We start from the raw sequence: 12,842 nt of genomic DNA, 5'->3' as shown, positions 1-12,842 counted from the left end.
CTAATTTTTTAATACATTTGAACTGTTAAACAACGATCTATGAAAAAAATTACGCTATTTCTATTTTGTCTTATTTCGCTAAATATATATTCTCAGGTTTCAATTTCTGAAGATTTTAATGCTTCAACATCTTTGCCTTCAGGCTGGACAGCAAGCAGATATACTGGTTCTGCTTCGCAAGCATGTAATGGGAATTCTTTTAGAAGTAGTTTGTATTCTGGTACAACTTCATCTACTGGATGGTTGTCAAGTCCTAATTATACATCCGTTTCAAACGGACAAAATGTTATAATAACTTTTGACTATAAAGTAGTGAATTTTTCTGCAGCAACAGTGGCAACTCCGGCAGGATGGGGAAACTTACAAGTACAAACATCTCAAGACAATGGAAGTACTTGGTTAACACAATTCACCATTAATGATTCAAATCATGTTGTTAGTAATAGTTGTGCAAATAAATCATTTGCAATTCCAGCGGCTTCAGTTCCAAATGCTTCAGATTTTAAATTAAGATTTCTTTCAACTTGGACAGCTGGAGATTATTATTTTTATATTGATAACGTTAACGCATCCCAATCTGCTTCCGTACCAAATTGTAATGCCGTAATGACAACACCAACAAATTTAGCTACTAACGTAAGTGAAACTACAAACTTAAATTGGTCAGCAGCATCAGGATTCCCAACTGGTTATATTTTAAAGGTTGGAACAACAACTAGTGGAACTCAAATCGTTAATAATGTAAATGTTGGAAATGTTACTTTTTATGATTTACCAATTTTATCTTATTCAACAACTTATTATGTTACTATAACACCTTATAATGGAAATGGAAATGCAATGGGCTGTACTCAATATTCATTTACAACAAATGCAGCTCCACCTATAGGTAATGTATGTGGAAATCCAATATTAATAACTTCTTTACCTTATAATACAACTGATAACACTGCTAACTACGGTGATGATTATTCTGGAGGGCAAGGATCAAATTGTGGAAGTAATTCTCAATTTTATTTAGATGGTGATGATGTAATTTATAAATATACTGCAACTACTACTGGATTTATTAATATTAATCTAACACCGTCAACAGGTTCAGATGTGTACTCTGGTATTTTTGTTTATGGAAGTTGTGCTGACATTGGTTCTAATTGTTTAGCTGGTGTTGCAAATGGAACAGCTACGGTTAGAACAATTAGTCAATTTCCAGTTACAAATGGACAATCCTATTATATTGTGATTTCTACATTTCCAGCACCTCAATCCGTTGCTTATTCTTTAAATATTCAAGCAGCGACCTGTACTAATCCAATAGCAACTTATACTATTACTCCAGATTGTTCAGGTGGTAATACACAGTTTTTTATAAACACGAATGTGACTAGTTTTGGTTCTGCAACATCTGTTACTGTTTCAGATAATTTAGGAAGTACACCAGTTAGTTTAAATGCAATAGGAAATGTTCAATTAGGTCCATTTCAAAACGCAACATCAGTTTTGGTTTCTGTAACCAATAATCAAGATTCTTCATGTGTTTTAATTAGTCCGTTTCTAACACAATCAAGTTGTCCACCAAATAACGATACTTGTAATGGAGCAATTAATTTGGTTCCAGGAACAACTTTTTCTCAAAACGAAATTACATCAGCTAATTTTGGAGCATTGGCATCGACAGTTCCAAATCCTGGCTGTACTGGTTCTGTATTTTTAGATGTTTGGTACAAAGTAACTATTCCATCAACTGGAAATATTATAGTCGAAACTAAACAAGAACCTGGTGGCTTAACAGATACAGGATTAGCTTTGTATTCGGGAAGTTGTTCTGCTTTAAGTTTATTGCAATGTGATAATGATAGTGGTTCAGACCCTTTTCATGCTAGAATTGCTTTAACAGGAAGAACACCTGGAGAAATAATTTATGTTAGAGTTTGGGATTTTGGAGGAAATGATTTCTCTTTATTTCGAATTTCTGCTTATGATGGAACGTTGAGTTTAAATGATTTTGAGAAAAGTAATTTGACATCATATCCAAATCCAGTAAAAGATTATTTTAAGATAAATTATTCATCAAGAATTTCTTTAATAAAGATTACTAATACTTTGGGTCAAGAAGTTTTTAATCAAAAAATAAATGATAAGGAAGCTACTTTAGATTTATCAAAATTAGCTGCTGGAAATTATATAGTTACATTAGAAATTGATGATTTTACAAAGACTATCAAAATAGTTAAACAATAACAAGCAAGACCACTTTTTTTAAAGTGGTTTTTTTTTAGAATTAAAGTATCTTTGTCAAATGAATTTTTCGTTTATCATACCCGTTTACAACCGTCCTGAAGAAACTAAAGAGCTTTTAGATAGTTTAGCTATTCAGTCTGATTTAGATTTTGAAGTGGTTATTATTGAAGATGGTTCAAAGAACACTTCAGAGGAAGTTGTAAAGATGTTTTCCTCAAAATTAAATATTAAGTATTTATTTAAAGAAAATACTGGACCAGGAGATTCAAGAAATTATGGTATGAAAAGAGCTTCTGGTGCTTATTTTATCATTTTGGATTCTGATTGTATTCTTCCAATTTCCTATTTTGAAAATGTAAAAAAAGGGTTGAAGCAAAATTATGTGGATTGTTTTGGTGGACCAGATAAGGCTTTAGATAGTTTTTCTGATGTACAAAAAGCAATTAATTATGCTATGACATCATTTTTTACTACGGGAGGAATTCGAGGTGGAAGTGAAAAGGTAGAAAAATTTCAACCTAGAAGTTTTAATATGGGTTTATCCAAAAAAGCATTTGATGAATCTAATGGTTTTGGAAACATTCATCCAGGAGAAGATCCAGATTTATCGATTAGACTTTGGAAAAAAGGGTATAAGACTACGTTAATTAAAGAGGCGTTTGTTTATCATAAACGAAGAATAGATTGGAATAAGTTTTTTATTCAAGTCAATAAATTTGGAAAAGCAAGGCCAATCTTAGATTCATGGTATCCTGAATATTCAAAAATAACGTTTTGGTTTCCTTCATTATTTTTGGTTGGAACCTTATTTGCTATTATATTTTCTTTTTTTCAATTTTACTTGCCAATTTCATTACTTTTTGCATACTTTTTGATGCTATTCATTGATAGTACAATCAAAAATAAAAGTGTTAAGGTTGGAATGTTATCAGTTATAGCAACTTTTATTCAGTTTTATGGATATGGAAAAGGATATTTACTTTCATTTGTTAAGGTAAAGTTACTGAAGCAAGAACCCAAAAAAGCTTTTCCAGAATTATTTTTTAAATAATATGACTATGACAAAAATTATAGGTTTAACAGGAGGAATTGGTAGTGGAAAAACTACTGTTGCAAATTATTTAATAGCTAAAGGAATTCCTGTTTACATAGCAGATCTTGAAGCTAGAAAAATTACTGAATCTAAAAAAGTCATAAATCAGATAGAAAAGGTATTTGGAGTTGATGTTATTGAAAATAATAAAGTGAATCGTACCATTTTAGCTACTATTGTTTTTAAGGATAAAGAAAAATTAGCGCAACTCAACGCAATTATTCATCCAGAAGTTAAAAAGCATTTTAAAAAGTGGTTAAAAAGTAAGGTAGACTTCAAGTTTGTGGTAAAAGAATCTGCAATTTTGTTCGAATCAGGTTCTTATAAAGATTGTGAAGTAATTATTTTAGTAACAGCACCATTAGAAACACGAATAGAAAGAACAATGAAACGTGACAATGTAGATAGGGAAAGTGTTTTGCAACGAATTAACAATCAAATGCCTGAAGAAGAAAAAAAAATAAAAAGCGATTATATAATTCAAAATACTTCCCTAAAAGACACTCATATTCAGTTAGATGAACTGTTAAATTATTTATAATAACTTAATTTAGGGTCATTTTGTTAATGTTTGGTTAATATATATTCATTAATTATGTTAAAATACTAAATTTGTATAGATGAACAAAGCAAGATTTAGATTATTGGTTTTTTTTATGAGTGTTTCATTAATAGGGCTAATAGTAATTAAGTTTTATTGGATAAACCTGTTGCTACAAAAAAACAACGAACAGTTTAAGCAACATGTTCAGCAAGTTATTGGAAATGTATCACAAAAAATTAACGATAGAGAGTTTTACACTTTTTATCAAAGTTTTAATAAAATGACTGACATTTTAGGAAAACCACCTAAGCAAAGTGATATCAGAAATTTTTATTATATCTCAAAGAATGACAAAACTAATGAGACAGTATTTTATTCAAATTCAATAATTCCCCAAGATTTTGATATTAAGGGAACGTTCTTTGACAGTAAAGCAGATACTTCATCCATAAAATCATACATTGCAGAACGTAAAATAGAAGTATATAATGCAGATGGAATTGATAATTCTTCTATTGGGTTAAGAAACACTCCAAATGTCACAATTGAAAACAAAGGAAATTTAGATATTCTAGACAGAGCACAATTTGAAATAATATTTAAAGATGTAATCGCTCAAAAATCACTTTATGATCGATTGTCAAAAGATGATTTAGAGCGAATTTTGTTTAATGAACTCAACAAATATGAGGTAAAAACACCTTTTGAGTTTAGTGTTTATAATAATGGATTAGCAACGAAGTTAAAATCAGAGAATTTCAATTACGATAAGAACAATACTTATGGAGTACCTATTTTTCAAGATTTAGATGGCAATAGTCGTTATCAATTATTAGTGACTTTCCCTCAAAAAAATAAGTATGTTTTATCATCAATTTTTTGGGTTGTTGCTTTGTCATTAATGTTGACTTTGATTATTATTATGACTTATGTGAGTGCTTTAAAACAATTAATCACACAAAAGCAAATTTCTGAAATCAAGACAGATTTCATCAATAATATGACTCACGAACTTAAAACACCTATAGCTACTATTAATCTAGCTTTAGATGCAATAAAAAATCCGAAAGTCATTGATGATAAAGAGAAAGTGCAACGTTATTTGCAAATGATTAAAGATGAAAATAAACGCATGCATGCTCAAGTAGAAAATGTATTGCGTATTTCAAAATTAGAGAAGAAAGAATTAGATATTATTAAAGATCCTCATGATATTCATGAAATTATTGAAGATGCAGTAGAACATATTGCTTTAATTATTGAAGATAGAGAAGGAGAGATAACAACAGATTTTCAAGCAACAAGAATAACAGCTTTATTAAATGATTCGCATTTTACAAACGTAATTGTTAACATATTGGATAATGCTATAAAATATTCCGTTGAACGACCAATTATTAATATTCATACCGAAAATCTGCGTGATTTTATTCTAATTAAAATAAAGGATAACGGAATAGGAATGAGTAAATCAGCTCAAAAAAGAGTGTTCGAAAAGTTTTTTAGAGAGCATACAGGAGATGTTCATAATGTAAAAGGACATGGATTAGGATTATCATACGTTAAGCAAATTATAGATGACCACAATGGTTATATTTCGGTAGAAAGTGAAAAAGGAAAGGGAAGTACTTTTACAATTAAATTACCAATTATTAATTAAAAAAGAAAAATAAAAAATACTATGGAAACAGCAAAAAAAATATTACTAGTAGAAGATGATCCAAATTTTGGAGCAATATTAAAAGATTATTTAATGTTAAATGATTTTGAAGTAACGCATGCTAAAAATGGAATGGAAGGTTTTGAAAAATTCAAAAAAGACACATATGATTTATGTATTTTGGATGTAATGATGCCTTATAAAGATGGTTATACTTTAGCTAGAGAAATTCGTGAAAAAAATCAAGATGTGCCGATTGTTTTTTTAACGGCAAAATCTATGAAAGAAGATGTGTTAAAAGGATATAAAGTTGGAGCAGATGATTACTTAAATAAGCCTTTTGATAGTGAAGTTTTATTGATGAAAATAAAAGCAATTATTCAAAGAAAAAGTGCAGAAACTAAACCAGATTCTACTGTTTTTGAATTTACAATTGGTAAATTTCATTTAAACTCTAAATTAAGGCAACTTTCGTTTGATGGTCAAGAACCTTCAAAATTATCTCCAAAAGAATGTGAATTACTTAAAATGCTAGCTTTACATGTTGATGATGTTATGCCAAGAGAATTAGCACTAACAAAAATATGGAGAGACGATAACTACTTCACTTCAAGAAGTATGGATGTTTACATTGCTAAACTCCGTAAATACTTAAAACCAGATGAAAATGTAGAAATACTAAATATTCATGGTGAAGGATTTAGATTGGTTATAAAGAAATAAATGACCCTGTAATATTGAAAGCTCTAAGAAATTAGGGCTTTTTTTATTCAATTATATTTGAACGAAAACGATTTCACGTTATCTATTTTTGGCTTAAATAGTTAATTTGCAATTAAAATGGTATTTCTTTTAAATAGTAATAATTATTTAAGATTTTTTTTTAATAAATTTAAGTAATTTAGCTAATAATACTAAAAATTTGATCTATGAATACTTCATTTGCAGAAATTCCAGAAGAATACAAAATAAAAGAGTTAATACATCAAAAAAGTTATTTGGTATCAGGCGACTTAAAAACTTGGGAAGGAGAAACTACAGAAGTTTTTTCTACCATATCATCTACTTCAGTATATAAACCAACATTATTAGGTAGTATTCCAAATCTAGGTAAAAAGGAAGCTTTGGAAGCATTAGATTCAGCTTGTTTGGCTTATGATAAAGGGCAAGGTTTATGGCCAACAATGAAAGTTATAGACCGAATAAAATGTATGGACACGTTTGTAAAAATGATGAAAACCAAACGTAACGAAATCGTAAAACTTTTAATGTGGGAAATTGGCAAAAATTTACCCGATTCTGAAAAAGAATTTGATAGAACTATCGAATACATTTATGATACTATCGAAGATTATAAAAACATGGACAGGGATAGTGCCAAATTCAGTAAAAGTGACGGTATAAATGCTCATATTAGACGTGGACCGTTAGGAGTTGTACTTTGTTTAGGACCTTATAATTATCCTTTAAATGAAACTTTTTGCTTGCTTATTCCTGCATTAATTATGGGGAACACAGCGATTTTTAAACCTGCAAAACATGGAGTTTTACTAATAACACCATTACTAGAAGCTTTTCAAAAGAGTTTTCCAAAAGGAGTAATTAATATTGTATTTGGTAGAGGTAGAACAGTTGCCTCACCAATCATGGAAACAGGAAAAGTTGATGTTTTAGCTTTAATTGGGAATAGTGTTTCTGCAAATGCATTGCAATCTATTCATCCTAAAAAAAACAGGTTAAGACTGGTATTAGGTTTAGAAGCTAAAAATCCTGCTATTGTTTTGCCTGATGCTGATTTAGACTTAGCTATTGACGAATGTATTGCTGGAACGTTATCTTTTAATGGGCAACGTTGTACTGCTTTAAAAGTGCTTTATGTACACAAAGATATTATAGAAGAATTTAATAAACGTTTTTCAGCTAGGGTAGATGCTTTAAAGTTTGGCAATCCATGGGAAGCAGGTGTTAAATTAACTCCTTTACCTGAAAAAGAAAAACCAGCTTATATTCAAGAATTAATTGATGATGCAATTAATTTAGGAGCAAAAATCATAAATGATAAAGGTGGAAATATTACAGATAATTATATTTTTCCAGCTGTAATGTATCCCGTAAATAAAGAAATGCGTTTGTATAAAGAAGAGCAATTTGGACCAATAATTCCGATTTTGTCTTTTACTGATATTGAAGAACCTTTAGACGATATGGCAGAATCAAATTATGGACAACAAGTCAGCGTATTTGGAAAAAACACAAATACACTTGCACCATTAATTGACACTTTAGTGAATTTAGTCTGTAGAGTTAATTTAAATAGTTCGTGTCAAAGAGGACCAGATGTTTATCCTTTTACAGGAAGAAAAGATTCAGCATACGGAACATTAAGTGTTCATGATGCACTTCGTACGTTTTCAATAAGAACATTTGTCGCTTCCAAGGATAATGAATATAATAATGAAATTTTAAATGAATTATTAGACAAAAAAGCCTCAAACTTTATAAGTACAGATTATATTTTGTAAAATCTAAAGCTCTAAGAAATTAGGGCTTTTTTTATATGAATTATTGAAATTTTATTCCTAAACTTACTTGAAATCTATTTGCTTTTCCAAAATAGTCTTCATATTCTTTGTTAGTATTTATATTTAAATTTGTAAATATATAATTGAAGCCTACAAAAGTAGAAAACGTTTTAGTAAAGTTATAATTCAGCATAGTTCCTAGCCTTATCTCTGTTCCTTCTTGAACGCCAAATTTTCTACCACTGGATTTATAATTATTTCTCACATATCCATAACCGATATTGGGAATTAATTTAAGGTTATTGTAAACAGTAATATCATAATCAATTTCACCATAAATTACCGAGAAATTCATATAATCAATAGCTCCAATATTCGAAAAATTTGTGACTCTATATTGAGAAAATTCATAACCCATATTAAAGCTAAATTCTTCGAATGAAACCAAAGATAAGTTTGCATTTACACCTATATTAGAATTAAAATCATTAGCTAACGAATGATTTCCTGTTTGAAAAGGTAAAACTAAATTAAATCTAAAATAATTTTCAAAACTAACTTTTTTTACTTGGTTGCTTTCTTGGCAATAAAAGCTTTGACTTATTAAAAGCAAAACTAAAAGTATATTATTTTTCATTGATAAGCTTTTAGTAAGTTAAGGTATAATTAATAGGTTGATCTGTTATACTTAGATTGACTATGTTTTCTTCTAAAGTCATTGTTGTATAATTAAAAACAGAATATTTTAAAGTGAAATTTTGATTTTTAAATAATGAAAAATATGTTTGTAAATCATAATAATTTTCAAGATCTAAATCTGGATTTAAATTTTCATTTTGAGTGTAAACTTGACCAATAACTTCAATTTTCCTTAATTCTTTATTTTGAGTTACTTGATTTAATTCAATATCAAAATTAGTGATTTCGTCATATTTAGCTAACTTGATTTCATCTAATACCAGTTTGTAATCAACAAAATTTTCTGGTTTTATATTAAAAATATTTTTACTCAAATAGCCAGTAACATTATTGTTTTCACTGTTTAAAGAAAGAGAAAAATTTTGAACATCTGGTTTTGGAAAAATCATTTTGATAAAACCATTTTTGTCAGAAATTGAACTTGAAATAGTTTCTCCATTACTATTTCCATAGAATAAAGTTTTACTTTCATTAGTACTTACATAAATAGAAAATTCTTCATTTGCAATAGCATTTCCATTAGAATCAACTAGTTTAGTTTCAATAATATATCTTGTTTCCAAATCATATGGAATACTGCAAGAATAGAAAGAGAAGACAAAAAACAAAACAATACAATTTTTCATACAAAAGTTTATTTAATGATAGATGATAAAAAAACTATTTAGTTGCGTTATTGAATAATTTTTTTTTATTTCCACTCAATTTTCAAAGCATAAGCAATTTTGTCTTCTTTTGAAATAGTAAATACACTTTCGTTTTCGATTGATGACTTGCTTATTTCAGCTTCATCATTTAAATTAAGTTCACGCATAAAGTTCATGTCAAAGGCTTTGACTTTACTTAATAATAAATTTTTAGGGTTTTCAAAATCCAAACACCATTCTAAATATTTTACATTGTTAGCATGATTTACAACATCTAAATCTGAGAAAAGTACTTTTTTATTTCCTACAACGTTTAAATCTGAACCAATTGTTATTTTATCAGTATTTTTTTGAGTAGCATCACTTTCAAATTTTTCAAAATGATTGTGTGGTAAGACTAAACTATCTGGTTTCCTTGTTTTGGTATTGATAACAACCCAAAAAGTTTCGCAACCTATAATCTTTTCTTCATTTAAATAAAACTCAACACAACGAATAGAGCGTGAATTTTCTAAAGTTTTTATCCAAGTTTTAACAACAACTTTATCACGCCATTTGGGTAATTTAGCTATTTCTAATCTCATTCTGCTTACAACCCAAGCTTGGTTTTTTGTTTGCATATCAGAATAACTGATTCCACCTAAATCGGCATGATTTCCTGCAACAATTTGGATAAAATTACATAAATCAGTGTATTTTAATAAACCATTTGGATAGCAGTTTAAAAACGATAATTCGAATTCTTGTTCGTATATTGATGTAAAATTAGGGCTAATTGGCATTTTTTATTTTAATGAAATCTATTGAACTATAAAAGTAATAGAATTTTGATTATTATTGCTAAAAGTTGTGTAAATATCAAGTGCGTTATCACCACAATTTAAACCTGTTTCTCTAAAGGTTGAAATTGAAGAAAGAATTATTTTAAAATTACCTGTTTCAAGTAATTTGATTCCAACTCTACTTTTTAAAAAATCTCCATCTTTTTCATAAACAAAAGTATTGCAGTTATTGTTTGATCCAATAGTAACTTCAGACGAAGATTCATCTATACAAAGATAAGTATCTGTGCTGTATAAAGATGATTTATAAAACTGAAAACCTAATGCGTAATCCAATGGATAACTAAGTAAATCTATAGTTTCATTGGGATTTTCAAAAAGTTGATTTTTTTCTAAACTAGAATTTAGCCATATAATATCACCAACAATATAATTAGTTTGAAGGTTTTCTACTGTGATTAAATTTGGCTTTGATTTTTGCTTTATTGCTGGTTCACATGGTTCTCCAGGCTCACATTGAAAAGCCATAAACGGAATAATTAAAAATAAAAGTAGAGCTTTTTTCATGTCAAGTTTTTTTAAAGATTCCATTTTTCGAAAAAGGTTGCTTTAATCAATTGTTTTGTTAATAAATTCTATAATTTTTGAAGTTTCCGTTTGAAAATCAAACCAAATGGTCTTTTCATTACGCTTAAACCAAGTCAATTGACGTTTGGCAAATCTTCGAGTATTCATTTTGATTTGTTCGATGGCAAAGTCTAAAGTTGTTTTACCATCAAAATAATCAAATAATTCTCTATAACCTACAGTTTGTAAGGCATTTAGTTCTTTGTTTGGATAAACATTTTTTGCTTCTTCTAGTAAACCTTCGTTCATCATAATAGCAACTCTTTGATTAATTCTGTTGTACATGATTTCTCGATCAGCTTCTAATCCAATGACAATTGGAATAAAATTACGTTGATTTTTTTTCTGATTTAAAAAGGAAGAATAGGGCAAATTTGAAGCCAAACAAACTTCTACAAAGCGCATCATTCGTTGCGGATTTTGCAAGGTTTGAGGATTTTCTTTTAAAAGAGTAGAGTAGTAGATGTTATCTAATTCTTTAAGTTTTTGTTGAAGAAATTCCAAACCTTTTTCTTCATATTGAATTCTTACGTTTTCACGAATTTCGCTTGGAACTTCAGGAAAATCGTCAAAACCTTGTAAAATAGCATTGACATATAAACCAGAACCACCAACAACAATTTGAACGTTATTTTCTTTGAATAATTCGTCTAATTTGGAAGTAGCTTCTTTTTCAAAATCACCAACAGTATAATTTTCAAAAATTGATTTGTTTTGAATAAAATGATGGTTAGAAGCAGCTAATTCTATCTCATTTGGAACTGCTGTGCCTATTTTCATTTCCTTAAAAAACTGACGACTATCGCACGAAAGAATATCACAACCAAAATGTTGAGCCAATTTAATACTTAAAGCAGTTTTTCCAATTGCTGTCGGACCAACAATCACGATTAGATAGTTTTTCAATTTAGTCTACTTTTGAAATTGTTTTAAAAATTGATTTCCAATTACTTTGTTTTCCGTAATCTTTTCCTAATCTAACAATTATAGTTTCAGTCTTTGGATTTACATAAATGTATTGTCCTAAAATTCCTTGGGCAAAATAACTCATTTCATCTTTGTCAGCAATCCACCATTGATTTTGATAATAAGAAACACCACTTAAATTATTCTCTGATTTTGATGTCTTTTCAACCCATTCTTTTGAAATAATTTGCTTGCCATTCCAGTTACCATTATTTAAAAATAACCTTCCTAATTTTGCATAATCAATCGCAACCGAGTTTAAACAACAAAATGTTTTTTCAACACCTCCTTTTTTATCTAAACTCCAACTCGCATTATATTCCATTCCAAGAGGTTTCCAGATTTTTTCTTCAAGATATTCGCTGATTTTTCTCCCTTTTAAACTAGCCTCCAAAACTAATCCTAAAATTTGAGAATCACCACTGCTATAACTAAATGTATTGATATTACCTTCTTCTAATTTTAATTTAGAAATTTCTTTTTTAAGATTTCTACCATAATAAATACTGGCAGCATTACCAAAAGGATTATAGTAACTTTCATTAAATTTAATTCCAGAAGTCATGTTTAACAAATTACTAATTGTAACTTTTTCAAAACCATTTTTTTTTAATTCTGGTAAGTAATTTGTAATAGGTTCGTCAACGGATTTAATAAATCCATCATCAATAGCACAACCAATTAGCATTGAAATAACTGATTTTGCCATAGAAAAGGAAGGAACTACTTTTTCTTTATCATAACCATCAAAATATTTTTCATAAATAACAGTGTCTTTTCTAATAACTAGAAAAGCAACTGTTTTATTGATTTCTAAATATTCATCAAACGTGTATACTTTTTCTTTTCCTTTTATATTTAAAGTAACTTTTTTTGCAATTTGATCTCTTACTTTATATTCAAAATTAAAAGGTTTTTCTGGTTTTTCAATATCTCTTTTTGGAAATTTTTTGTGATCATTTATATCAGCAAAATTATAAATTACAAAACGACCTAATTTGCAAGATGATATAAAGAATAGGGTCAATAAAAGAAGTAGAATAGATTTTTTAGTCATTTTT

Annotated in this window: 12 protein-coding genes; 6 read left to right on the top strand and 6 right to left on the bottom strand. The window is 28.5% G+C overall.

The features are described from left to right. Window positions 1–39: 39 nt before the first annotated feature. From G507_RS0105225 to G507_RS0105200, 6 genes are all read left to right on the top strand, one after another. Window positions 40–2,241, top strand: coding sequence for a T9SS type A sorting domain-containing protein (locus tag G507_RS0105225; protein ID WP_026716499.1), 2,202 nt, complete (start codon window positions 40–42; stop codon window positions 2,239–2,241). Between the two features lie 58 nt (window positions 2,242–2,299). Beyond that, window positions 2,300–3,292 carry a glycosyltransferase family 2 protein gene (locus tag G507_RS0105220; RefSeq protein WP_026716498.1) on the top strand — a complete coding sequence of 331 codons (993 nt, stop codon included), beginning with the start codon at window positions 2,300–2,302 and terminating at the stop codon, window positions 3,290–3,292. A 7-nt stretch (window positions 3,293–3,299) separates the two neighbouring features. After that, on the top strand, window positions 3,300–3,875 hold the full coding sequence (coaE, locus tag G507_RS0105215) for a dephospho-CoA kinase (RefSeq protein WP_026716497.1): 576 nt from the start codon (window positions 3,300–3,302) through the stop codon (window positions 3,873–3,875). Window positions 3,876–3,954: 79 nt separating this feature from the next. Beyond that, on the top strand, window positions 3,955–5,538 hold the full coding sequence (locus G507_RS0105210; protein WP_026716496.1) for a sensor histidine kinase: 1,584 nt from the start codon (window positions 3,955–3,957) through the stop codon (window positions 5,536–5,538). A gap of 21 nt (window positions 5,539–5,559) precedes the next feature. Next, complete coding sequence (locus G507_RS0105205) at window positions 5,560–6,261, top strand: response regulator transcription factor (protein ID WP_026716495.1); 702 nt, start codon at window positions 5,560–5,562, stop codon at window positions 6,259–6,261. Window positions 6,262–6,467: 206 nt separating this feature from the next. After that, complete coding sequence (locus G507_RS0105200; protein ID WP_026716494.1) at window positions 6,468–8,060, top strand: NADP-dependent glyceraldehyde-3-phosphate dehydrogenase; 1,593 nt, start codon at window positions 6,468–6,470, stop codon at window positions 8,058–8,060. 40 nt (window positions 8,061–8,100) lie between these two features. On the opposite strand, the gene G507_RS0105195 is transcribed toward G507_RS0105200, so the two are convergent. The 6 genes from G507_RS0105195 to G507_RS0105170 all read right to left on the bottom strand — a co-directional run bounded on the left by G507_RS0105195 (window position 8,101) and on the right by G507_RS0105170 (window position 12,838). Further along, window positions 8,101–8,697 (bottom strand): copper resistance protein B, encoded by a 597-nt coding sequence (locus G507_RS0105195; RefSeq protein WP_026716493.1) that lies wholly within the window; start codon window positions 8,695–8,697, stop codon window positions 8,101–8,103. 10 nt (window positions 8,698–8,707) lie between these two features. Next, window positions 8,708–9,385 (bottom strand): hypothetical protein, encoded by a 678-nt coding sequence (locus G507_RS0105190; protein ID WP_026716492.1) that lies wholly within the window; start codon window positions 9,383–9,385, stop codon window positions 8,708–8,710. 65 nt (window positions 9,386–9,450) lie between these two features. Beyond that, entirely contained in the window at window positions 9,451–10,188 is a 738-nt protein-coding gene (locus tag G507_RS0105185; protein WP_026716491.1) for an acyl-[acyl-carrier-protein] thioesterase, read from the bottom strand. A gap of 18 nt (window positions 10,189–10,206) precedes the next feature. Further along, entirely contained in the window at window positions 10,207–10,755 is a 549-nt protein-coding gene (locus G507_RS0105180) for a hypothetical protein (RefSeq protein ID WP_157496496.1), read from the bottom strand. Window positions 10,756–10,797: 42 nt separating this feature from the next. Then, window positions 10,798–11,721, bottom strand: coding sequence for a tRNA (adenosine(37)-N6)-dimethylallyltransferase MiaA (miaA, locus tag G507_RS0105175; protein ID WP_026716489.1), 924 nt, complete (start codon window positions 11,719–11,721; stop codon window positions 10,798–10,800). Window position 11,722: 1 nt separating this feature from the next. After that, the gene (locus G507_RS0105170) at window positions 11,723–12,838 is read right to left on the bottom strand and encodes a serine hydrolase domain-containing protein (RefSeq protein WP_026716488.1); all 1,116 of its coding nucleotides are present in this window, start codon (window positions 12,836–12,838) and stop codon (window positions 11,723–11,725) included. Between the last annotated feature and the right edge of the window lie 4 nt (window positions 12,839–12,842).

Origin of the sequence: Flavobacterium gelidilacus DSM 15343 (genome assembly GCF_000422685.1) — a bacterium.
GTDB lineage: Bacteria > Bacteroidota > Bacteroidia > Flavobacteriales > Flavobacteriaceae > Flavobacterium > Flavobacterium gelidilacus.
The sequence above is the reverse complement of the archived record's forward strand: the minus strand, read 5'-3'. Positions and strand labels throughout refer to the sequence as shown.